At 48.7% G+C, this 23,355-nt stretch carries 26 protein-coding genes; 12 read left to right on the top strand and 14 right to left on the bottom strand.

Annotation, left to right across the window (positions count from 1 at the left end; translation table 11 throughout):
- Positions 1-13: 13 nt before the first annotated feature.
- From U0358_RS02145 to U0358_RS02120, 6 genes are all read right to left on the bottom strand, one after another.
- On the bottom strand, positions 14-325 hold the full coding sequence (locus tag U0358_RS02145; RefSeq protein WP_322406866.1) for an STAS domain-containing protein: 312 nt from the start codon (positions 323-325) through the stop codon (positions 14-16).
- Entirely contained in the window at positions 325-996 is a 672-nt protein-coding gene (locus U0358_RS02140) for an MlaC/ttg2D family ABC transporter substrate-binding protein (protein ID WP_317497835.1), read from the bottom strand. The genes U0358_RS02145 and U0358_RS02140 overlap by 1 nt, the downstream gene beginning before the upstream one ends.
- 17 nt (positions 997-1,013) lie before the next feature.
- Positions 1,014-1,481: an outer membrane lipid asymmetry maintenance protein MlaD gene (gene mlaD / locus U0358_RS02135; RefSeq protein ID WP_317497834.1), complete on the bottom strand. Its 468-nt coding sequence runs from the start codon at positions 1,479-1,481 to the stop codon at positions 1,014-1,016.
- Between the two features lie 2 nt (positions 1,482-1,483).
- On the bottom strand, positions 1,484-2,260 hold the full coding sequence (gene mlaE / locus U0358_RS02130; protein WP_317498018.1) for a lipid asymmetry maintenance ABC transporter permease subunit MlaE: 777 nt from the start codon (positions 2,258-2,260) through the stop codon (positions 1,484-1,486).
- A complete protein-coding gene (locus tag U0358_RS02125) occupies positions 2,260-3,060 on the bottom strand; it encodes an ATP-binding cassette domain-containing protein (RefSeq protein WP_317497833.1) in 801 nt (266 codons plus the stop codon). The genes mlaE and U0358_RS02125 overlap by 1 nt, the downstream gene beginning before the upstream one ends.
- 85 nt (positions 3,061-3,145) lie before the next feature.
- On the bottom strand, positions 3,146-3,721 hold the full coding sequence (locus tag U0358_RS02120; protein WP_317497832.1) for a TetR/AcrR family transcriptional regulator: 576 nt from the start codon (positions 3,719-3,721) through the stop codon (positions 3,146-3,148).
- Positions 3,722-3,878: 157 nt separating this feature from the next.
- Here U0358_RS02120 and U0358_RS02115 point away from each other — a divergent pair, with 157 nt between their 5' ends.
- The 11 genes from U0358_RS02115 to mgtE are packed head-to-tail and all read left to right on the top strand — an operon-like array spanning position 3,879 to position 11,953.
- Positions 3,879-4,856: a KpsF/GutQ family sugar-phosphate isomerase gene (locus U0358_RS02115; protein ID WP_322407448.1), complete on the top strand. Its 978-nt coding sequence runs from the start codon at positions 3,879-3,881 to the stop codon at positions 4,854-4,856.
- A complete protein-coding gene (gene kdsC / locus U0358_RS02110; protein ID WP_322406865.1) occupies positions 4,856-5,410 on the top strand; it encodes a 3-deoxy-manno-octulosonate-8-phosphatase KdsC in 555 nt (184 codons plus the stop codon). Before U0358_RS02115 ends, kdsC begins: the two co-directional genes overlap by 1 nt.
- Positions 5,407-5,970, top strand: coding sequence for an LPS export ABC transporter periplasmic protein LptC (lptC, locus tag U0358_RS02105; protein ID WP_322406864.1), 564 nt, complete (start codon positions 5,407-5,409; stop codon positions 5,968-5,970). Before kdsC ends, lptC begins: the two co-directional genes overlap by 4 nt.
- Positions 5,939-6,481, top strand: coding sequence for a lipopolysaccharide transport periplasmic protein LptA (gene lptA / locus U0358_RS02100; protein ID WP_317497828.1), 543 nt, complete (start codon positions 5,939-5,941; stop codon positions 6,479-6,481). Before lptC ends, lptA begins: the two co-directional genes overlap by 32 nt.
- A gap of 1 nt (position 6,482) precedes the next feature.
- Positions 6,483-7,208, top strand: a complete 726-nt coding sequence (gene lptB, locus U0358_RS02095; protein WP_317497827.1) for an LPS export ABC transporter ATP-binding protein — start codon at positions 6,483-6,485, stop codon at positions 7,206-7,208.
- A gap of 21 nt (positions 7,209-7,229) precedes the next feature.
- Positions 7,230-8,690 (top strand): RNA polymerase factor sigma-54, encoded by a 1,461-nt coding sequence (locus U0358_RS02090; RefSeq protein WP_317497826.1) that lies wholly within the window; start codon positions 7,230-7,232, stop codon positions 8,688-8,690.
- 27 nt (positions 8,691-8,717) lie between these two features.
- Entirely contained in the window at positions 8,718-9,005 is a 288-nt protein-coding gene (hpf, locus tag U0358_RS02085) for a ribosome hibernation promoting factor (RefSeq protein ID WP_317497825.1), read from the top strand.
- Between the two features lie 3 nt (positions 9,006-9,008).
- Positions 9,009-9,479, top strand: a complete 471-nt coding sequence (gene ptsN, locus U0358_RS02080; RefSeq protein WP_317497824.1) for a PTS IIA-like nitrogen regulatory protein PtsN — start codon at positions 9,009-9,011, stop codon at positions 9,477-9,479.
- On the top strand, positions 9,470-10,321 hold the full coding sequence (rapZ, locus tag U0358_RS02075) for an RNase adapter RapZ (RefSeq protein WP_322406863.1): 852 nt from the start codon (positions 9,470-9,472) through the stop codon (positions 10,319-10,321). The genes ptsN and rapZ overlap by 10 nt, the downstream gene beginning before the upstream one ends.
- Complete coding sequence (locus tag U0358_RS02070; RefSeq protein ID WP_317497822.1) at positions 10,314-10,589, top strand: HPr family phosphocarrier protein; 276 nt, start codon at positions 10,314-10,316, stop codon at positions 10,587-10,589. Before rapZ ends, U0358_RS02070 begins: the two co-directional genes overlap by 8 nt.
- A gap of 2 nt (positions 10,590-10,591) precedes the next feature.
- Positions 10,592-11,953 carry a magnesium transporter gene (mgtE, locus tag U0358_RS02065; protein ID WP_317497821.1) on the top strand — a complete coding sequence of 454 codons (1,362 nt, stop codon included), beginning with the start codon at positions 10,592-10,594 and terminating at the stop codon, positions 11,951-11,953.
- A gap of 12 nt (positions 11,954-11,965) precedes the next feature.
- Here mgtE and pmbA read toward each other — a convergent pair whose 3' ends face one another.
- Entirely contained in the window at positions 11,966-13,312 is a 1,347-nt protein-coding gene (gene pmbA, locus U0358_RS02060; protein ID WP_322406862.1) for a metalloprotease PmbA, read from the bottom strand.
- A 54-nt stretch (positions 13,313-13,366) separates the two neighbouring features.
- On the opposite strand from pmbA, the gene yjgA reads away from it, so the two are divergent.
- Positions 13,367-13,882, top strand: a complete 516-nt coding sequence (gene yjgA / locus U0358_RS02055) for a ribosome biogenesis factor YjgA (RefSeq protein ID WP_317497819.1) — start codon at positions 13,367-13,369, stop codon at positions 13,880-13,882.
- A 15-nt stretch (positions 13,883-13,897) separates the two neighbouring features.
- Here yjgA and tldD read toward each other — a convergent pair whose 3' ends face one another.
- From tldD to mreC, 7 genes are read right to left on the bottom strand one after another with little or no spacing between them, the layout of a single operon-like run.
- Positions 13,898-15,319: a metalloprotease TldD gene (gene tldD, locus U0358_RS02050; protein ID WP_322406861.1), complete on the bottom strand. Its 1,422-nt coding sequence runs from the start codon at positions 15,317-15,319 to the stop codon at positions 13,898-13,900.
- Positions 15,316-16,143 (bottom strand): carbon-nitrogen hydrolase family protein, encoded by an 828-nt coding sequence (locus U0358_RS02045; RefSeq protein ID WP_322406860.1) that lies wholly within the window; start codon positions 16,141-16,143, stop codon positions 15,316-15,318. Before U0358_RS02045 ends, tldD begins: the two co-directional genes overlap by 4 nt.
- Complete coding sequence (locus tag U0358_RS02040; protein WP_322406859.1) at positions 16,085-19,954, bottom strand: YhdP family protein; 3,870 nt, start codon at positions 19,952-19,954, stop codon at positions 16,085-16,087. Before U0358_RS02040 ends, U0358_RS02045 begins: the two co-directional genes overlap by 59 nt.
- A 5-nt stretch (positions 19,955-19,959) precedes the next feature.
- Positions 19,960-21,429 carry a ribonuclease G gene (gene rng, locus U0358_RS02035; protein WP_322406858.1) on the bottom strand — a complete coding sequence of 490 codons (1,470 nt, stop codon included), beginning with the start codon at positions 21,427-21,429 and terminating at the stop codon, positions 19,960-19,962.
- The gene (locus tag U0358_RS02030) at positions 21,419-22,015 is read right to left on the bottom strand and encodes a Maf family protein (protein WP_322406857.1); all 597 of its coding nucleotides are present in this window, start codon (positions 22,013-22,015) and stop codon (positions 21,419-21,421) included. The genes rng and U0358_RS02030 overlap by 11 nt, the downstream gene beginning before the upstream one ends.
- Positions 22,015-22,494 carry a rod shape-determining protein MreD gene (mreD, locus tag U0358_RS02025; protein WP_322406856.1) on the bottom strand — a complete coding sequence of 160 codons (480 nt, stop codon included), beginning with the start codon at positions 22,492-22,494 and terminating at the stop codon, positions 22,015-22,017. Before mreD ends, U0358_RS02030 begins: the two co-directional genes overlap by 1 nt.
- 2 nt (positions 22,495-22,496) lie before the next feature.
- Entirely contained in the window at positions 22,497-23,354 is an 858-nt protein-coding gene (mreC, locus tag U0358_RS02020; RefSeq protein WP_322406855.1) for a rod shape-determining protein MreC, read from the bottom strand.
- Position 23,355: the final 1 nt, after the last annotated feature.

Genomic DNA, 23,355 nt, shown 5'->3' with positions numbered 1-23,355 from the left:
TTAATAAGACCGCCTAGCTTAACGAAAGCAGTGACTCAACGCCACTAACACGGGCAATTTGTTTTAGCTGCTCAGATGCCCCTATACAGGTTAGCGGCCCTTTGCCATCGCCAGTTAACTTGAGAATTTCAAGTAAAAAGGCAACACCGGCTGTGTCAATAACCTCAACATCGGTCAAATCAACCTTAATTTCGCTTCCCACCGGCCAGCTTTTGCGTTGTGTCCACAGTCTGGCGACACTATGACGAGTCAATGAACCGCTGAAAACCAGCGCGTTATCATCGCTAACTTTCACTGATGCTAACTCTGTCTGCTGAGTACTCATTAGAGACCCTCTGCCGGGTTTTCAACTTCTTCATCTGCCTTAATAGGCTCAGCCGCTTTCTTTTCAATCAGCTCGATAGTTTTATCAATGCCATTGGCACGAATAACCGAAGATATTTCACTTTGCTTACTGTTCAGCAGGCTGACACCTTCAACAACTAGGTCGTAGGCTTTCCAGATTTCTTCATCGGAGTCGTAACGTATACGAAAATCGAGACGAATTTCAGGACGCCCTTCTTCTTTAACTCGAGTGCGCACTACCGCTGAACGCGCATCATCCGCGAGATCTGCGCTCGGTTCGAAAGAAACCTTGTGCTTGTCCTCATCATACTGAGTAAAGGCACGCGCATAAGTTGCCACTAAATAGTCATAAAAAGCACGGTAAAAACGCTGGCGCTGTTCTTTTGTTGTGTCTCGTAAATAACGGCCTAATACTTTCTTCGACGCATACATGTTATCGACGTAAGGCATCATCTCGTCTTCAACGATTTCCTTTAAATAATTAGGGTTTTCGTCAATTTTTTCTCTGTCAGATGCAATGCGATCAAAGGTTTTTTCCGCAACTTCTTTTAACAATTCTTGCGGATCATCGTTACGAATTAAATCGGCTGACGCTGATGCGACCAATACTAAGGTTGCAAAAATAGCCATTATCCATTGTTTTACTGCCATGGGACTCTCCTTACCACTTAATCATTGCCCTGACTGAACAGGAACTGGCCTATCAGGTTCTCTAAAACCAATGCTGACTTAGTATCAGTAATGGTATCGCCGTCTTCTAGCGTGCCTACGCTGTCGTCAATAAAGCCAGGTTCAAGCCCAAGGTATTGCTCGCCCAGGAGTCCCGACGTCAGCACCGACAATGTGCTGGCCTCAGAAAACTTGTCGTAATCTTTGCTAATACTCATTGCTACACGTGGCTCGTAATAGTCGCCCGACAATGAAATATCAGTAACACGACCCACAACGACACCACCCACCTTCACCGGCGAGCGGACTTTCAGGCTACCAATATTGTCGAACTTAGCGTACAGGGTGTAACTGTCGCCCGATGTCGTCATAGTGCCGCTGGCTGCTCTTAATGCGATAAAGAACAGAGCCAAAATACCGACGACAACGAAAACGCCTACCCATAACTGTGTTTTTCTTGATTCCATGGTTATCCACCAAACATGATAGCTGTAAGAATAAAATCGAGTCCTAGAATTGCTAACGACGCAGTCACCACTGTCGACGTTGTCGCAGTGCTGATTCCCGCCGAAGTTGGTACTGCACGATAGCCCTTATACAAAGCTATCCAGGTAACAACGAAAGCAAATACAATAGACTTAATAACGCCGTTCAGGAGATCGTCCCGCCAGTCAACGGCTGATTGCATGACCGACCAGAAAGCGCCCTCATCAACACCCAGCCAGCCAGAGCCGACCAAATAACCGCCGTAAATACCAACGGCTGAGAACATCAGCGCCAGCAGTGGCATACTAACCACACCAGCCCAGAACCTTGGGGCAATGACACGACGTAGAGGGTCAACTGCCATCATCTCCAGGCTGGACAGTTGCTCAGTGGCTTTCATAAGGCCAATTTCCGCAGTTAATGCAGAACCCGCCCGCCCGGCAAATAGAAGCCCCGTAACGACGGGCCCTAACTCACGCAATAACGACAGCGCAACCATAGGCCCCAGACTTTGCTCGGCGCCATAATCGACGAGAATGGTGTAGCCCTGTAAACCCAACACCATCCCAATGAATAAGCCACTGACAATAACAATAAGCATCGACAGTACGCCGACGACATACATTTGTTTTATAAAGAGCGGCCAGGACTTAGCGGGTTGCGGCTTACCAATAATGGCGCCCATGAGCATAGCTAAGGCATATCCAATGCCCGCCAGGCTATCCAGTACCTGGCGGCCGATAGACCGTATAAACTGGATCATCCCTCGCCCCTTAATAAGTCCGTTGTAAAATCGTCATCTGAGTAATGGAACGCGACAGGCCCGTCGGGCGCTCCGTTCAAAAACTGCTTAATAATTGCCGTGTCATTATTACGGAGTTCATCCGGAGTTCCCTTGCCAACCACTTTTTTGTCAGCAATGACATAAGCGTAATCCGCAATCGACAACACTTCCTTTACGTCGTGCGATACGACAATAGAGGTTAAACCCAGAGATTCATTCAAAGATTTAATAAGCTTTACAATGACCGCCATAGAAATGGGATCCTGGCCGGCAAAAGGCTCATCGTACAAGATTAGGTCGGGGTCCAGAGCTATAGCCCTTGCCAGAGCGGCTCTACGAGCCATACCACCTGACAGTTCTGACGGCATAAGGTGGCGTGCGCCACGCAGGCCCACCGCCTCCAGCTTCATTAAAACCACACTTCGAATAATTTCTTCGGGTAAATCGGTATGCTCGCGCAGTGGAAAGGCGACATTCTCGTAAACCGACATATCAGTGAACAGCGCACCACTTTGAAACAGCATGCTCATGCGCTTGCGTAACTGATACAAGGCCTCGCGTTTTAACTGCGGGACTTCCTCTCCGGCCACTTTGATACTGCCGCTTTCAGGCTTGAGCTGGCCACCGATAAGGCGCAGCAGTGTTGTTTTGCCAATGCCACTAGGCCCCATGACAGCAACCATTTTGCCTTTCGGAACATCTAACGACAGGCCGTCATAGACTCTATGACTTCCATGAGCAAAAGTCAGATCTTTAAGTTCTACCAAGTTTGTCACGACAGTTTCCTGTTACGAGTTTACCAGTCTTAAATTTTAACGACTGTCGGTATTATCCAATACCGAAAAAGTGTTGCAAATTTTATCAGCGAATTGATTCTATTTCTGTCAATTCGTCGACAAGCTTCAGTAAATATTGTGCAAACTCTTCTCGCTCATGCACGCAGGCGTCACACAAGTTGAGTTGTTCAAATAAACGCGCACCATGAACCGCATAAAACAGCGTTTTGCCCACTTTGCTTCCGGCAATACGTTCCAGCCGCTGCAGCGTCAATGCTATATGTTCTTTTAACGGACCTAACAGCTCAGGGTTAGTCGCAGCGGCCGCCAACATGCCACTGCCTAACCGGGCGCATTCAGCGTCCGTATCAAGCGCTGCCAGTAAAATACTTTTTAATTCGCCTTTTGGGTCATTAGCAAACTGGTGATGATATTGCTCACGAAGTGCCTCGTAGCGTTCAACGCGGCGTTTTAACATAGCCTGCAGCAAACAGTCTTTGCTCTTGAAATGATAAAGCAAACCACCTTTGCTGATGCCGGTCGTCTGGCTCAAGGCGTCAAACGTCAGATGCCCTGCCCCCTCTGCAGCAACCAACTGATCAGCGGCATCCAGAATGACATCTCTGTTACTGGGTCGCCCTGCGCCTTTTTTCTCTACCATGGTGTATTCACTATTGCCTGCACTTACTTTATCAACCGTCTGGTTGGTATAGTAATTATTTTTGTAATAAAATACAAGATTTACTTGCGTACGGTAGGCAGAGTTGTACCGAATGACGTATTATACAGGGCAAAAGTGCAACGCCAGAGGCATGACAATGAAACAAGTCACCCAGAACTTTCGGCTACTGGGCGAGCAAGTACTGGATATCGAAAAAAAGGCGATTGAAGGTCTGTATCAATATTTGGATGAGAATTTCGATGCCGCCTGCCAAACCCTGTTTAACTGCAAAGGCCGCGTTATTGTCACCGGCATGGGGAAATCCGGCCATATTGGTGGAAAAATAGCAGCCACACTTGCCTCAACCGGCACACCAGCATTTTTCGTACATCCGGGCGAAGCCAGCCATGGAGACTTAGGCATGGTTGCGGCTCAAGATGTGGTCATTGCGATATCGAACAGTGGCGAAACAGCCGAAGTGCTGAACATTATTCCGGTCATTAAGCGTCTGGGCGTACCGTTAATTTCAATGACCGGCAAGCCCGGCTCTACTCTAGCCCGGCTGGCTGATACTCATGTTTGTATCGCAGTTGAACAAGAGGCCTGTCCGCTTGGGTTAGCACCCACGGCTTCTACAACAGCAACGCTGGTTATGGGCGATGCTATGGCGGTTGCCCTGCTCAATGCCCGCGGTTTTACCGCCGACGATTTTGCGCTATCACACCCCGGCGGCTCGCTGGGTAAACGCCTGTTACTGCGGCTACATGACGTTATGCACACTGGCGAGCGTGTTCCGACTATACCGGCCGACGCTATTATTAGTGATGCCTTACTGGAAATGTCGCGTAAAGGGCTGGGCATGACCGCGATAGTTGATGAAAACCAGCGCCTTGCCGGCATTTTTACAGACGGTGACTTACGTCGCATTCTGGATAACCGAATCGATGTTCATAAGACTCCGATAGCAGAAGTTATGACCCGCTCCTGTATTACTGCGAACGAGGATATGCTGGCCGCTGAGGCATTAAAACTCATGCAGGACCGAAAAATAAATGGGCTCATTATTACTAACGAAGATGGGCAGCCTTGTGGCGCAATGAACATGCATGATTTACTGCAGGCAGGAGTGCTCTAATGGAATGTATTAACACCTGGTACGGCGACATTGAAAAAAGCCTGTTTAAACGCTTTTCCGAGATAAAGCTGCTAGTGCTGGACGTGGACGGAGTGTTCTCCGACGGCCGCATTTATTTAGGTAACGATGGTGAGGAACTGAAAGCGTTTCACACCCGGGATGGCTTTGGCATGAAAGCACTGAAAAAATCAGGAGTCGAAACAGCGGTCATTACCGGGCGGACCTCACGCATTGTTGAACATCGCATGGAGCACTTAGATGTTGGCTTTATTTATCAGGGACAGAACGATAAAACAGCCGCTTTCGATGAGCTACTGACAAAGTTAGGCCTTAGCGCAGCGCAAGTGGCTTATGTTGGCGACGACACTCCCGATTTAGCTTTAATTAAAGCTGCGGGTCTGGGTATTGCAGTCCAGGACGCTCACGCATCGGTGCAACAGCAGGCCGATTATATTTCACGTTGTCATGGCGGACATGGTGCCGTGCGCGAAATCTGTGATTTAATCATGCTCAGTCAAGGGCAACTGCACCTGGCGACAGGAGCCAGTGTGTGAGTCAACGCGTTACTGTCATTCTCATTTTATTATTCGGTGCCGGACTATTGCTTGTCTGGCGCCCTTTTAGCGATGACGCTGACGGTAGCAACACGGCTACAACACGTACGATGCAGCCCGACTTTACCGCTTTTGGTCTGGAAACGCGTATTTTCGAAAGTGACGGTTTACTGGCTCACAAGATCAAATCTGAGAAGATGTCTCACTATAACCAAATTGGTCTGACCGAACTTAAACACCCGGTTTACACGGTATTTTCTGAGCAAGGCGAAGAGCTTTGGGAGGTCAGTGCCGAGCAAGGGACTTTCTACGACGACCAAACCCTGATTTTGGAGCACGATGTTGAAATCCTTGCTTTAGAGCCGGATACTCGCATCAAACAAGTGTTAACCGAGTACCTGATTATTGATTTGAAAAGTGAGTCAATGAGCACTGAACATCCGGTAAGCATTCACGGACCCCGACTATTAATTCGGGGTAACGGCATGACTGCGGACCTGAAAGCTGAACGAATGGAGCTAAAAAGACATGTTAAAACGATTTTCCAGCCTGCTGAGTAAACTCATCCTGGTTGCCTTAATACCGTCAGCGGTTATGGCTCAGGGTAAGTCTGACTTTAGTCAGCCAATGGAAGTAGAGTCGAGTAAAGAAGAGCTTGATATTAAAAATAATCGTCTGGTTTTGACGGATAACGTTATTATTCGCCAGGGCAGCCTATTAATTCGCGCAGACAGATTAGAAGCGTCCGCCAGCGAGAGCGCCAAACAAGCAGACATTTTTATTGCAGAAGGTACTCCTGCGACTTACAGCCAGACGCTGGAAGATGGCAATGAAATTAACGCAGAAGCGAAAAAAATAACCTACTTTCAGTCGGAACAACGACTGGAACTGAAAGGCGACGCACGCATATCTCAAGGCAGCAGTAGCTCCAGCGGCAGTTTAATTACCTATGATTTGGATAAGCAAACGGTAACGGCAAGCAGCTCAGGCGAAGAAGACAGCCGTGTTATCACTATTTTCACGCCAAAACCAAAAACTGACACCGACGAAAAAAATAACGAGAATCCTTAATATGGCAACTTTACGAGTCAAACATTTAGCCAAAAGCTACAAAAGCCGACAAGTCGTCAAAGACGTCAGTCTGGAAGTCAGTCAAGGACAGATTATTGGTTTGCTGGGCCCCAACGGCGCAGGCAAAACCACAACCTTCTATATGATTGTCGGTTTGGTTAATAGCGATAAAGGTCAAATTTTACTGGACGACAATGACCTTACCTTGCTGCCAATGCATGAGCGGGCACGCAGAGGTATTGGCTATTTGCCGCAGGAGGCTTCCATTTTTCGGAAGTTAACCGTGCGCGATAATCTGATGGCTATTCTGGAAACTCGTAAAGAACTATCAACCAACGAACGTGAAGAGCAACTTGATGCTTTGCTCGAAGAGTTTCATATTGGGCACATAGCAAACAGTCAGGGCATGAGCCTGTCAGGTGGTGAACGCCGTCGGGTCGAAATTGCCCGTGCCCTGGCAGCGGAACCTACATTTATTTTGCTGGATGAGCCTTTTGCCGGGGTGGATCCCATTTCGGTTATTGATATTAAAAAGATTGTTGAACATTTGAAACAACGTGGTATTGGTGTACTGATTACTGACCACAATGTTCGCGAAACATTGTCTGTTTGTGAACACGCTTATATTGTCAGTCATGGCGAGCTTATTGCAAGCGGCGATGCGGAAAGTATATTATCGAATCAACAGGTTAGAGACGTTTACCTCGGTGAGCAGTTCACCCTATAACGTGATACCGGGACAGTCATTATGAAGCAAAGTCTGCAGCTAAAAATTGGTCAGCAGCTGACCATGACGCCACAACTTCAACAGGCTATCCGCCTGCTGCAGCTTTCCTCGCTCGATCTTCAGTCAGAAATTCAGGATGCGTTAGACAGTAATCCATTGCTGGAGGTTGAAGGTGAAACAAGTAACGACGCCGACCAGTCTGAAACCCGCAACATTGAGGAAAGGGACGACAGTCAGCGGGAAACATCCGACGTTATAAAAACTCAGGAGATGCCTGACGAACTGCCGGTCGACAGCAGTTGGGACGACACCTACTCCAGTCATACCCCTGCCAACGGCGCAGCCTCCTCTGGTAAATCCTTTGACGGCGATTTTGAAGTCTACCAGGGCTCTACCAGCGAATCTCTGCAGGATCACCTACTCTGGCAGATGCAACTTTCTCATTTCTCAGAAGAAGACACCGCCATAGCGGAAGCCATTATCGAGGCCATAGACGACAACGGCTACCTAATGGTCGATGTTGATGAAATTATTGAAGCCGTGCGTCTGCCCGAAGTAGAAGCAGAAGAAGTTTGCATGGTGCTAAAGCGTATTCAGCATTTTGATCCAATTGGTGTCGGCGCTCGCAGTGTCAGTGAGTGCCTTGCCATTCAATTGCGGCAACTGAGCGACGACACTGAATACAAGCAGGTTGCTTTATGCTTAGTGACTGAACATATGGACTTACTCGGCAGTCGCGATTTTCGCACTATTCAGCGTAAACTGAAGTTATCGGAAGACGATTTACGCCAGACTATGCGATTAATTCAACAATTGCATCCGCATCCGGGCGAGCAAGTTGCACAGCAACCTGTTGAATATGTTATTCCTGACGTGGCCGTTACTAAAAAAAATGGTCGCTGGATGGTCGAATTAAACCCCGACAGCGTACCTAAATTAAAAGTGAACGAAGAATACGCCGCCTTAAGTAAAGCGGCAAAGTCAGTAGCCGACAGCCAGTACATAAAGAACCATACGCAAGAAGCTCGCTGGTTCATAAAAAGCCTGGAGAGCAGGAATGATACGCTGCTGAAGGTGGCTAATTGCATAGTACAGCGCCAGCAAGGCTTTTTTGAGCATGGTGAAGAGGCTATGAAGCCCATGGTACTGAACGATGTTGCTGAAACTGTCGATATGCATGAAAGTACGATTTCACGCGTAACGACACAAAAATACTTACACTGCCCAAGTGGTGTATTTGAGTTGAAATATTTTTTCTCAAGCCATGTCAGTACAGAGGGCGGTGGTGAGTGTTCAAGCACGGCAATACGTGCTTTAATTAAGAAGATGGTCGCTGCTGAAAATCGCAGTAAACCATTAAGCGACAGTAAGATTGCTGAACTGATAGCCGAACAGGGTATCCAAGTAGCAAGAAGGACAATTGCGAAGTATCGGGAATCGTTGAACATTCCATCATCGAGCCAACGCAAAAGTCTTTTATAACTTTGTTAACTGCAGAAGGAAGACGTTATGCAAATTAATTTGACCGGTCATCACATCGATATTACCGAAGCTCTGCGTGACTACGTGGACACAAAATTTGCCAAGCTGGAAAGACATTTTGACCATATAACGAATGTTCACGTCATCCTAAACGTTGAAAAAACGATTCAAAAAGCGGAAGCTACGCTGCACGTGAATGGCGGTGAGCTTTTCGCCGATTCAAAGCACGAAGATATGTACGCGGCCATCGACGGTTTAATTAATAAACTGGACCGTCAGGTGATTAAACACAAAGAGAAAATGAAACAACATTAATCCATGCAACTGAGTGAATTGTTAAGCGCCGACTGCACCAAGTGTGCAGTCGAGGGCGCAAGTAAAAAAAGACTACTTGAAACCATTAGTCAAATCGTAGCCCCTAAGCTGTCTGGCATTACCCGTCATGACATTTTTGAGAGCCTGTTAAACCGTGAACGTTTAGGCAGTACGGGAATTGGCTTAGGTATCGCAATTCCTCATGGCCGTTTACCTAATGCAAATCATCCGGTGGCGGTATTATTGACCCTAGACGAACCTATCGAGTTCGATTCTATTGACAACCAGCCTGTCGATATTATCTTCGCGCTTCTGGTGCCGGAGTCAGAGCACGAGAACCATTTACAAACATTGGCCACTGTGGCCAGAAGAATGAATGACAAAGACTGCACCCGCGCACTGCGCCATGCAGATTCTGACAAAGCGTTATATCAATTATTTGTGGGCGAAGGTGAACAGTCGCCATGCAACTGATCATTGTTAGTGGTCGTTCCGGATCAGGTAAGACAATTGCTCTGCGCGTACTGGAAGACTTAGGCTTTTATTGCGTTGATAATTTACCCATAAGCCTGTTGCCAACGCTGGTGCATGCAGTCATCGAGCAATATCAAAAAATAGCCATCAGCATTGATGTCCGCAATTTACCAGAGCATTCTGAAGAATTACTGGATTCTCTGAGCTTTTTGCCCAAAGGCGTTGAACCGGAAATTCTGTTTATTGACTCTGACGACAATACCTTGCTAAAGCGTTTTGGCGAGACTCGTCGCCTGCATCCGTTATCGCAAAAAGAACTGCCTCTGCTTGAAGCGCTTCAGGCCGAACATAAAATGCTTGAACCCATTATGGAGAGAGCAACCTGGCGCCTCGACAGCAGCGATTTATCTCTGCACCAATTAAGTGAACAGGTCACTGAGCGGGTGCTGGGACGAGCGGATAAAAAGCTGATTATAGTGTTTCAGTCTTTTGGTTTTAAGTACGGTTTGCCCAAAGACGCTGACTTTGTCTTTGATGCGCGTATTTTACCCAATCCGCACTGGCAACCTGAGCTTAAGCTGCTTACCGGCCTGGATACCGACGTGCAGATTTTCTTTCGCCAAGAGCCCTTGGTGACTAAGTTTATTTATCAGCTGGAAAACTTTCTAGATACCTGGCTGCCGCACTTTCAGCGCAGCAACCGCAGCTACCTGACCATAGCTACCGGCTGTACCGGCGGTCAACACCGCTCAGTTTATATTTCTCAGCAGCTAGCCGAGCGCTTTGAACAAAAAACTGTCAAGGTTCAGGTCAGACACCGGGAACTAAAAATCCATGGATAAAATTTGCAGAAAGTTAATTATTCGCAATAAACTAGGCTTGCACGCACGCGCGGCAACAAAATTAGCGCAATTAACGCAGGAATTCGAGTCGGACATTACGGTTACTCAAGGTGAGCAATGCGTTAACGCTGCCAGCGTTATGTGCCTGATGCTACTGGCCAGTCAACAGGGAAAAACTGTTGAAGTCTGTGCCGAAGGGAAAGACGCACAAGCGGCACTGGATGCCGTTAGCGCTTTGTTTGAAGATCGCTTCGAGGAAGACGAATAAGCATGATTGCTGAGCTTTCCGACAAAGAATATGCCATGCAGCGCATTCAGGAGGTTAACTCCGCGCTGTCTGATGGTATGTTCGTTGCTGCCCGCCGTATGCTGCATAATATGCCGGCATGCGATGTGGCATTGCTGTTGGAATCCTCGCCGCCCAAAAGTCGTTCCATTGTCTGGAAACTGGTTGACGTAGATGAACACGGCGAAATTCTTGAGGAACTGAACGAAGAGGTTCAGAAAGACATTATCCGTCAAATGGCACCGGAGAACCTTGCTGCTGCCACCGAAGGCATGGACACCGATGACCTTGCCTACGTCTTGCGTGGCTTACCAGAGCCAGTCTATCAGCAAGTTCTGAAGTCCATGGACGAAAGCGACCGCGAACGTGCGGAAACCGCGCTTTCATACGCCGAAGACAGCGCCGGTGGTATCATGAATACCGATACCATTACCTTGCGCTCGGACGTCACTATCGATGTCGTGCTGCGTTATTTGCGTCTTAAAGGTGAACTCCCCGAAGCCACCGATAAACTCTACGTTGTGGATCGTCATGAAAAGCTCATTGGCGAAATTACCTTAACCCAGTTGTTAACTATTGACCCTAGCCATCGCATTGACGAAATTATGTCGGCGGATATAACCACCATCCCAGTGACTATGGATGAGACCGAGGTTGCGAAATTGTTCGAACGTCATGACTGGGTATCTGCGCCGGTCGTCGACAATGAACAGCAGTTGGTTGGTCGTATAACCATCGATGACGTGGTCGATATTATCCGCGAAGACGCCCAACATTCCATGTTGAGTATGGCCGGTCTGGAAGATGACGAAGATACCTTCGCTCCGGTATTAAAAAGTACTCGCCGCCGTACCGTATGGTTGGCGGTAAACCTGGTTACTGCCTTACTTGCCGCTATGGTCAGTTCATTATTTGAAGACATACTGGCACAAATGGCTGTACTGGCTATTTTAAATACCATTGTACCCAGTATGGGCGGCATAGCCGGTAGTCAGACCCTGACACTGGTCATACGAGGTATGGCGCTGGGCCACATCGGCTCAAGTAATTCGCGATGGCTTATTGGTAAAGAGTTGGCCATTGGCTTTCTGAACGGGGCTATCTGGTCAGTGTTAATCGCTGCAGTCGTTGCGCTGTGGATGCAGAGCTGGTTAGTCGGCGGCATTATTGCCTTTGCAATGATGATGAACCTGGTCGCAGCTGCCCTTGCCGGCGCTACCGTGCCCCTTATTTTGAAACGGTTTAACATCGATCCAGCACTGGCAGGCGGAGTTATTCTGACGACCGTTACTGACGTCGTGGGTATTTTCGCCTTCCTTGGCTCAGCAACTTTGTTACTGTCTTAATTCCCTGTCTTTTTAATTGCCGGCAATACTCATTTGCTCTAATAACACCGAGCCGGTATGCAGTGCGTGGCGTTCATCGGTGTCATTACCTATGGCAACAATGTTCGCCAGCATGTCTTTCAAGTTACCGGCAATGGTCACTTCTTCTACCGGGTACTGAATTTCACCGTTCTCCACCCAGAAGCCGGCCGCTCCGCGCGAATAGTCACCATTAACCATGTTCACGCCCTGCCCCATCAATTCGGTTACCAGCAAGCCTGTCCCCATTTTTTTGCATAACTGCGCTAACGAGTTGTCCTGCTGTGTCACCCGCCAGTTGTGGATACCACCTGCGTGGCCGGTAGGCTGCATATCCAGTTTACGTGCAGCATAGCTGGTTAACAGGTAAGTCTGCAGCACCCCGTCGCTAATAATATCGCGATCTTTCGTAGCCAAACCTTCAGCATCGAACGGTGAGCTCGCCAGGCCACCGACAATATGCGGTTTCTCCTGAATGCTCAGCCATTCTGGCAGCACCGGCTTGCCTAAATGATCGAGCAGGAAACTGGACTTACGATACAAATTGCCACCGCTTATCGCACTGACCATATGACCAAACAAACTCCCTGCCACGTCAGCCCGAAAAATAACCGGCACTTTAGCGGTTGGGACTTTGCGCGCTCCTAAGCGCGACAGGGTTTCTGCGGCGGCTTCTTCAGCAACGCTCTCGGCAGATTTTAATTCGTGCATTTTGCGGGCAACCGAATAGCTCATGTCACGCTGCATTTTGTCGCCCTCTTTGGCTATCAAAACGCAACTGAGGTTATGCCGGGACTGTAAGTAACCGCCAATAAAACCGTGGCTATTACCATAAACGCGAAACCCCGTATGGCTGCCGTAATGCGCGCCGTCAGAGTTAACAATGCGTTCATCCAGATTCAGCGCATGTTTCTCGCAAGCCAATGCCTGCTTTATGGCATACTCTGCGCTCTGGTCACCCGGATGGCACAAGTCTAGATCGGGTACATTGGTCGCCATTAATTCTGCCGGAGCCAACCCATTGTACGGGTCCGGAGAGGTAAAACGGGCAATATCACAGGCCTTGTCGACTGCTGCGTTAATAGCCTGTTCCGACAAGTCTGTAGTTGATGCCGAGCCTTTTTGGTTGCCACGGTAAACACTGATACCCAGGGCCCCGTCCTGATTAAACTCTACGGTTTCGACTTCGCCCAGGCGGGTTCCCACCGAAATACCGGAACTGTGACTGATTGAGCATTCAGCAGAACTGACGCCTTTTGCTTCAGCCAGTCGCAGTGCTTCTTTAACAGCACTCTCCACCTGCTTCATTTGAACCTGTAAGTCACTCAGTTGTACTATCAAAAAACTCTCCTCACTGCTAAACTGACGGCTTTGTAGCGCTAATGAATCGAACTTATGCCGAAACGCCCAGCCGAAAACCCTGAACAATCTGACGACTTCGTCAGCAAGTCCCAAAAAAAACGCGACATGGCAGAACGCCAGGAGCTAGGGACTCAACTTGTCAATTTGACCGACAGCCAGTTAGCAAAAATGCCACTGGACGATGAGCTGCGCGATGCCGTTTTACTTGCCCGTAAAATTCGTAACAAGCACGAAGGCTACCGACGCCAGCTTCAATTTATTGGCAAGCTCATGCGCTTACGTGATATAGCGCCTATTGAGCAAGCCTTAAATAATTTAAAAAATGCGCATCAGCAGCAAACATCCATTTTTCACGAGATTGAAACAACTCGCGATAAACTGCTGCATGAAGGCGACGATGCTCTACAAGAATTCATTGAAGAGCACCCAGATGCTGACCGCCAAAAATTGCGTCAGCTTATTCGTCTTGCCGAAAAACAGCGGGCCGAACAAAAACCACCGGTTGCTGCCCGCCAGCTGTTTGTTTATTTACGTGAACTGCTCGGTTAATACTGGGCAACTCACTTATTCGGTACCGCCAACTGTCATTGAATCCAGTTTCAGCGTCGGTTGCCCAACACCTACGGGTAAACTCTGCCCGTCTTTACCACAAACACCGACACCTTCGTCCAGCGACAGGTCGTTACCCACCATAGACACCTGAGCCATAGCTTCTGGTCCGTTCCCAATAAGCGTTGCACCTTTTATCGGTGTGGTAATTTTACCGTCTTCAATTAAATAGGCTTCAGATGCCGAAAACACAAACTGTCCGGAAGTGATATCGACCTGACCACCGGCAAACTGCGGCGCGTAGATACCCTTTTTCACACTACCAATAATCTCTTCCGGGCTGCTTTCTCCGGCTAACATATAGGTATTGGTCATTCGCGGCATAGGTAAGTGAGCGAAGCTTTCACGGCGCCCATTTCCGGTCGTTGCCTGACCCATTAAACGCGCATTCATTTTGTCCTGCATGTAGCCACGCAGTATGCCGTTTTCTATTAATACGTTGTAACCACTGGGTGTGCCTTCGTCATCGATACTCATTGAACCTCGACGATCACTCAGGGTGCCGTCATCAACAATAGTACAAAGCGGTGAAGCCACTTGTTCGCCAATTTTACCGGAATAAGCAGACGAGCCTTTACGGTTAAAGTCGCCTTCCAGACCGTGTCCGACCGCCTCGTGCAGCAGCACCCCCGGCCAGCCAGAGCCCAGTACCACAGGCATATTACCTGCTGGTGCAGGTTTCGCTTCTAAATTCACTAAGCCCTGACGTACGGCTTCTTCCGCAAAACGCTGCCAACGGGCATTGCCGGACGCTTCATCAAGGAAAAATTCATATCCTACACGCGCCCCACCACCGGCACTGCCGCGCTCGCGGCGACCGTTTTGCTCGGTAATAACAGAACAGTTCAGACGAATTAGGGGGCGCTTATCGGTGGCCAAAGTGCCGTCTGTCGCAGCCACTAAAACTTCGTCGTAACTGCCACTCAGACTCACCACCACCTGGCTTACACGTGAGTCCTGTGCCCGCGCATGCGCATCGACTTTTTTCAGCAACTCAATTTTTTCGTCTTCAGATAAGGTATCCAGCGGATTCAGCGCTTCATAGCGCGACTTAGCCTGCACCGACTTCAGGGCTTCAACCTTTTTACTTTGGCCCTGACGCGCTATGCCGCGGGCCGCTTCACTGGTGCGCTGCAACGCATTCAACGTAATTTCATCGGCATAAGCAAAGCCGGTTTTCTCGCCCTGAACAGCGCGCACACCCATACCCGTTTCAATATGAAACGCGCCGTCTTTAATGATGCCATCTTCCAGCACCCACGACTCGTTGACACTGTGTTGTAAATAGATATCGGCAAAATCAATATCACCGCTGTACAGCGTGGATAAGGCCTTGCTTATGTCGTCTTGTGACAATTCGTAGTCAGTTAGTGTCATGTCTTTTGTACTACCTCAAATTGATTTTGTTGCGCCACCGGCATTTGTTTTCGTATGGGTTCAATATCCGCTACATCAACGCTGACAGAAACAACACCTTCACCCAGTTCCTGTTCTGCCAGTATTTCACCCCAGGGGCTGACAATAATTGAATGGCCGAACGTTTCACGACCATTTGCATGCTCCCCCACCTGACCCGGTGCCACGATAAAAACCTGTTGCTCAATGGCACGGGCGCGAACCAATGCATGCCAGTGAGCTTTTCCGGTAACCTGAGTAAATGCAGAGGGTAAAACAATGATTTGAGAGCCAGCCTGACGCAATGCGCTGAATAACTCTGGAAAGCGCAGATCATAACATACTGCCATGCCAACCACACCAAAGTCCGTTGCTGTCGTTACCACGTTACTGCCCGGCTGCGTCCACTTAGACTCACGGTACTCTTTGGTATTATCCGCCACATCAACATCAAACAAATGAATTTTGTCATAACGATTGAGAATGCCGCCATCGGGGCCGAAAAGAATGGATGCCGCAGAGAATCGTTCACCGGCGTCTATTGGCAGCGTACCGCCCACCAGATAAACCTCATGCTTTTTCGCTAAGGCGGCTAGCTGCTTCTGTACCTCTCCATCCTTGTAGGTTTCGGCCATCGCCAACTGAGCGCGGTCACCGGCACCGAAGCAGCTAAAGGCTTCAGGCAGCACCACCAGTTGCGGGCGTGTGGCAGGGAGTTGTTCCAGCAGTTTAGCAACAATGGCTAAATTATCTTGCGGGTCCGGACGACTGCTCATTTGCAGCGCCGTCAGTTGAACTTGTGTCATCGTCTGCCTCTGAATCGGTTGAGTTCTCTTCCAATTCTGGCAAATCAACCGGGCGGCTGTCACGTTCTATTTCTTCAACCACCGGTTCCTCAATAGTACCGGTGACCTGATAACGCAGACGCGAAATCACTTTTGCATCGTGCAGTACTTTGTCGATGAACAGCGCAGCCAGACCGCTGGGAGGGTTCACCATCCAGGCAAGAATAATTGGCAGGCTGGAGGTAACCTTCGGCGCATAAGTCAAATTATAATTCAGCTCGCCAGTTTTCATATCGGTCCAGCCGCGAATATCCATATCGCCAGCTGACCCTAGTAATCTTGCGTCGTTAGTATGAGCAACACCTTCGTCAATCTGGACACTACCGGTTAAGTCAGTAAAAAACATTCCCTGTGAAAAAATATCACGAAAATCTAAAGTCAGCTTTCGGAGGATACTGTCCAGGCTCAGCAGTGAAAAAATGCGCGCGCCGCCGTCACTCACTTCAGCGAGGTAGCCTTTTTCTAAATCCCAGGCGACTTCGCCATTTAACGAATTCCAGTCTGGTTGATACAAATGATCACGCCAGTTTAAATTAAAGTCGATAGCCGCAGCACTGTCTCTGACCGCCGTTTCCAGACCATAGTCACGTAATAAATCACCAAGGTCTCCAGCCTCCAAACGTCCGGAAAGCGCACTTAACGCTTGTTCGTCTGTGTAGCGCCAATAGCCCGTTAAAGCCAGCTCATCACCGCCTTTTTTAAGAGCCATTTTTTCTATACTGAAGCCATCTTCAAGCGGAGCAAGCACTAACTCAACTTCGCCTAATTCATGCTCGTCAATGCGACAACTGCGGCAGAAAAAGTTAAGTTTCGGAACTTTTTCAAGCCAGCCCCAGTCGGTCTTCCCGGTATTTTCCGGCAGCTCGACGTCGCTGCTTAACGCCAGGTAATCGGCTCTGACCGTTATTCCCTGCTGTACAAAGCTTTCCGGAATGGTCGCGCTTAGCACGGCGTTCTCAGCATCTACCCGCGCCTGCCAGACGGAGTCTTCCGGCCATACCTGAATGTCCGCCTGATCAAACTTCTGTCGTCCCCACTGTAGCTGAGGCGTTTCGATACGAATTGAATCGGGCAGCCACCCTTCGCCACGACCACCTTCAGCATCAACGTTTGAGTCCCCGGACAGTGCGTAAAGTACTGAGTACCATTGGCCTATATCGGCGTGTGGGAGCTGTGCGTTTATCGCGAACCCATTGGCCAGTTCGTTCGCAGAGTTGACCTCTCCAATATTCAGCCGTGCCTGTTGCCAGCCTCCGCTGCCTGGCTGCCAGCGGCTATCCCAGTTAAGACGCTGATCGATATTTGCCTGTAAACGCAGCTCATCTCCAGTACCATTAAGCTGAACAGCCAATTGCCAGTTATCACCAAAATCTTTTTGCAACGGCGCTGGCAGCGAGGTCTCAAGACCAGTCAAGTCAAACTGCGACTCCAGCACGACGCCGACATCGTCGTCGTTGAACGTTAACTCTAGATTAGCTTCGCCATTTACCGCACCGTAAAAAAACGGTTTCCACTGCGAATAAGGCAATTGCTTAAATAAAGGCTCGCTCTGCCAGTCCAGAGTTGTATTCACATTCAGTGAATAATCCTCGCCGTTAAGCCCTCCCGATACGTCGGTTGGTATCGGCATACCGTACCAGTTCAGACGCAGCCCTTCGGTACGTATCTTGCTGTTGTCAATTTTCAGAAGGCCCTCAGAAACCGTAAAATCTTGTTGTATCGCCTCGATATTGAGAGACACCCCGGCTAACGGCGCCTCGACAACAACATCAACATCTCGCGAGTCGTTTAGCGGTATATCCAACTGCAAAGAACCAGAAACCTTTCCGCTCGGATTAATTTGCATGAGCGTTTCGGTTACGCTGTCCAGCGGCGACTGCTCAAACACTGGTAACAACGACTCACCCTTTGCACTAACACCACCCTGAATTTGCAACCCCTGAGAAGCATCGGTTAAATCCTTAATCTGCGCATCAACCCAGGTTACCTGCACATCTTCTATATGCCCTGAATCTGTCGACATGAACAAGCTTCTGTTATAAAAATCGAGCTTTACCGGAGCATCGGCTAACGGCGGCCAGTCTGGCTGAAACCGGTAGGTTAAATTATCGAACTCTACCCGCGCATTGAAGACACCTCGGTTATCCTCACCCGGAAACTGCGTGACAGGTCCGCACCACAGTAACTCCATACCACGAGTCTGACCGGAAACTAAGGCTGTGGAAAGGTAGTCTTTTACTCCCTGCCCCATAATTGATGGCAGTAGCTTACGGGCCGTATCGACAGAAAAGCCCTGGGCGGTAGAAAGCAATAAATCAATTTGTGGTGTTGTTTCGCTGTCGCCGGACAAACCGCCACTACCGGTAAGATTAAAGTCGTCTCGCTGGAGTTGTAGCTGTTCTAAATTCACCCGCCAGTTGTCCGCTTGTAGCAACCAGGACCCCGATAAATTAAGCGTATCAATATCCCACGCTTGCTTGCTGGAAAGACTATTACCGGTAAAGAGAACATTGTCGCCTTCTACTTGCCATGCACCATGATTCGACAAGCTACTGATATTGACATCCAGACCATTAAAGCCCGGCCAGCGCGCATTCCCGTCCGCCGATAAGTTTTGGCTTTTTACTGACCATTGCTGGCCGGAGACAGGGTGCAGGCGATAGCGCAAGCTCGCTTTACCCTGTAAGCCCAGACTTCTTACCGACTCAGCTGTTTTATTAAACGGCAGCAGAGGCAGTAATGCGGCAATCTCATCAATCGCGATATCATTCACACTGATATCATGGGTGTCATCGAGTTGCTGCCAGGCAATACGCGGTAACTCCAGTTGACCTACTGAGGTATTCACCGTCATTGGTAAACTGTTGAGCAACCAGCCGTTTTCTTCCGGCCTCAGAACAATTTCACCTTCAGGTAACTGCAACCAGTTGAGTTCTTCTGAATGACTGTCTAACCAGGTAACGCGGTTGTCTCTTAACTTGACTAAACCTTCAAATAACTGGCCATTCCGAACATCAAGCCAACCGGTAAAGTTTACGTTTGAAGCTTGTACGTCAATCTCGCCCAGTTGCTCCTCAAGCCAGGGACTGATATCTACGTTCTGCGAATTGACATAAAACTGACCGTTAAATTCCGCCCAACGGTCGCCGCGCAAGTCGATAATGAAATCGAGACTGTTGGTCGCAAAATCCTCCATCCGGAATTGGCCAATCCCCTGGTGCTTTTTGCCTTCATTGCTCCACGACAGTCGGTCAATATCAATTTCTCGCGTTACGTCACGCAAGTTTGTCAGTAACAACTCACTATTATTCAGAGAAAACTTCTCTAATTGCTGCAGGAATAAGCGGTTTACGTAATCTAAATCTAATTTTTCAGCTTCGCTAGCTACCGAGAATTTGCGTATATCTACCGCTATGCGGGCGTCATTAAGAATAAACTGCTGCGCTATGAGCTGTTGATCCCTTAAGGTTTTCCAGAAGTCGAGCACTACATGAACCTTGCCAATGCGCACCTGCACAGGCGACTGCTCACGTTCCATCAAAACTAAATTATCCAGCACAATCGAAGGGCCTTCCCGGGTCCAGGCCATCGATAATTCGCTAATGCTCACGGGTTGCTGAAAACGGGCTTCCAGCTGTTGCTCAAGTGGCTCGGTCAAATCGGGCAGGTATGGCAGACTGTAACGCAATAAACTCAGGCCGACAGCAACCAGCACCAGCACAATAGCCAGCGTTAGCCAGAGTTTGTTCAAAATCCACGACAGAATCCGCATGCGTCTTACATCATTACTACGTCGAATTGTTCCTGATTATACAGAGGTTCGGTTTGTATTTTTATTTGACGCGAAACAAACAGTTCAAGTTCAGCCAGCGCATGAGATTCTTCATTAAGTAAAGCTTCACTTACCTTCGCGGATGCATAAACAACGAACTTATCAGCTTCATAAGCTTTATGAACCCGGACAATTTCACGCATAATTTCATAGCAGACGGTTTCAACCGTTTTCATACTGCCTCGCCCCAGACAAACCGGGCACTCCGAGCACAAAACATGCTCCAGGCTCTCTCTGGTGCGCTTCCGGGTCATTTCTACTAACCCAAGCGAGGTAAAACCATTAATGGTTGTTTTTGCGCGGTCTTTGCCTAACGCGTGTTCAAGGCTGTGCAATACCCGTCGCTTATGCTCCTCGTTCTTCATATCGATAAAGTCGATAATGATGATGCCACCAAGATTGCGTAACCGTAACTGGCGGGCTATCGACTGCGTGGCTTCGATATTGGTGTTAAATATGGTTTCTTCCAGATTACGATGACCCACAAACGCACCGGTGTTGATATCGACCGTGGTCATCGCTTCGGTCTGATCAATAATCAGTGAGCCACCGGATTTCAAGTCAACCCGACGATCCAGTGCTCGCTGCATTTCATTTTCAACATCAAACAAGTCGAAAATAGGCCGGTCACCGGTGTAATACTCAAGTACTTTCGTTAATTCGGGAATAAAGTCCTGAGTAAAGACTTTGAGCGTATCGAAGGTAACTTTGGAGTCAACCCGAATGCGCTCTATTTCTTCACCGACAAAGTCACGCAAGACACGACAGGAAAGATTCAAATCTTCGTACAACATACCCGCTTTGCGTTGAGATTTTTTTCGCGTTTTTATTTTCTCCCACAGCCGGAAAAGAAAGTCAGCATCGCCTCGCAGCGACTGCTCTGAAGCACCTTCTGCCGCCGTGCGAACAATGAATTTCCCGTCGCTTTTACTGACCTCTTCTGCCAGCTGCCGTAAGCGCTCGCGTTCCTCGCCTTCTTCAATACGCTGAGAGACGCCAACATGGTCGCTCTTAGGCATAAAGACCAGGTACCGCGACGGTAGGGTAATGTCAGTGGTTAAACGCGCTCCTTTGGTTCCGAGAGGGTCTTTAACCACTTGCACCATAATATGCTGCCCCTGATGCACTAATTCGGTAATGCTTTGCTGTGTTTTTTCGTCAGGCCGCGGTAAATCATCACCGTCCACCTGAACAACAATATCCGAGGCATGCAAAAAAGCCGCTTTATCGAGGCCAATATCAATAAACGCCGCCTGCATTCCCGGCAACACCCGTGATACCTTGCCCATGTAAATGTTGCCAACTAAGCCACGTTTTGCCTGGCGTTCAATGTGGACTTCCTGCAGGATGCCATTTTCAACAAGCACAACACGAGTCTCTGTGGGGGTCACATTCATTAGGACTTCAACGCTCATCGACTTCACCTGTCATTTCAAACATCCGCAACAACTGTTCAGTTTCATATAAAGGTAAGCCAACAACAGCAAAGTAGCTACCTTCAATACGTTTTACAAATTTCCCGCCATAGCCCTGAATACCATAGCCAGCCGCTTTATCATGAGGCTCACCGGTTGCCCAGTAGGCGTCTGTCTCTTCCTGGCTCAGCGCAGCGAACTCCACTTGCGTTGTTACTAAAGCCGTCTCGCTGGCAACCACGCTATGCCCATTCCAGCGACAAACACTCACTGATGTCAGAACCTCATGTGTCTGACCAGAAAGTTGTTTCATCATTTGACTGAAATGTTCATAACTTTCTGGTTTTTCCATCACCTGTCCCTGAAAACTTATCAGCGTATCAGAGCCTATCACCAGACAGGGAGTCTCCTGTCGTTGTGCCACTGCCTGAGCCTTTTCTTCAGCCAGACGAGTCACATAATCATTGGCATTCTCATTAGCCTCTCGTAGTTCCTGAATTTCCGGAACGTCACAATCGAAAGGACGATGCAATAGCGTTAACAGTTCTCGCCGACGGGGAGAAGAGGAAGCGAGTAGCAGGCGCATTAAGCAACTCCGAATTGACGACGGACTTTTCTCAGTAACGGAAACACCCATAACCAAAAAACAGCTGAGGTGAGCACTGGCCAGAAGTAAGAGAACGTAAATTCAGCGTCGTGCAAAAACACATTGGCTTCAAACACAACAAAGCGCTTAATAAAAATCAGTACGGCAATAACCAGCGCTTGCTGTATTAAGGCAAAATTACGAATACGCTGAAAATGACGTGCCGCAAAATAAGTAACAACAACCATACCTAAAGCATGCACGCCGACAATAGACCCCAGCAATATATCGCTCAGCACGCCGAGTACCAAAGCGGTTCCCATGTTTACCCGGTGCGGCAAGGCTATTATCCAGTACAGCATAACCAAGGTTGGCCAGTCAGGCCGAAAGGTATCGAACGCGGCAGGCATTGGCATGACCATAAAAGTCAGCGCAATAACGTAGGTGATCAACAACGTAATGAAGCCGGGTTTTATCACAATTATTCCTCGTCCTCATCAAAAATGGGCTGCTGCTCGCCGTCGCTTGGCCACAACAATAAAACGTTACGTACGCGGTCAAGCGCGCTGACGGGATCCGCTATCACTTTAGCAAAAGGGAGAGACTCATCCCTGACAATTTTTCGAATTGTTGCCACCGGATAGCCCTCAGGAAATATTCCCCCTAACCCCGAAGACATGAGAAGGTCCCCTTCTTTCAGCTCAGTGCTGTGCGGAATAAACATCAACTCAAGACGACCGATATCGCCTGTTCCCTGCGCCAATATGCGAATATCGCTGCGTTCTGAGCGCAAGGATATCGCATGACTCTGGTCCGAGAGTAACAAAACACGAGCGGTATTACCGCCTACGTCCTGCACCTGTCCAATAATGCCATGGCTGTCGAGTACGGGCTGACCTTCGTAGACTCCATTAAGCGTACCTTTGTTAATAACCAACTGCTGTGAAAACGGCTCGGAGGCAACGGCGATGACCTCGGCAACCATACGCCGGGCTGAATCGCGGGCGTCTGAACCAAGAAGTTCACGTAGTCGTTTATTCTCGTTCTGAAGAAAGCGGAGCTGCTGTTGCTCACCCTGTAACTCCAGAATAATCCGCTTAAGCTGCTTATTTTCATCACTTAACTGCGACGTGGTTTTTAACGATTCGGAGACACCGTCCAGCAACTGTTCTGGCAAAATAGCCAAATACTGAACCGGAGCCACCAACGAATTCAAAAATAACCGAACCGGCTTCATTGCCTGAAGCCGGTGGTCAATAAAGATCAGCAGAAACGAACAGGCTAGTGCGAGCACTAGCCTGGAGAGTAAGGATGGACCGCGGGCAAACAGCGTCTTCATG

This window comes from Idiomarina sp. PL1-037, from assembly GCF_034422975.1.
Taxonomy (GTDB): Bacteria; Pseudomonadota; Gammaproteobacteria; order Enterobacterales; family Alteromonadaceae; genus Idiomarina.
The sequence above is the reverse complement of the archived record's forward strand: the minus strand, read 5'-3'. Positions and strand labels throughout refer to the sequence as shown.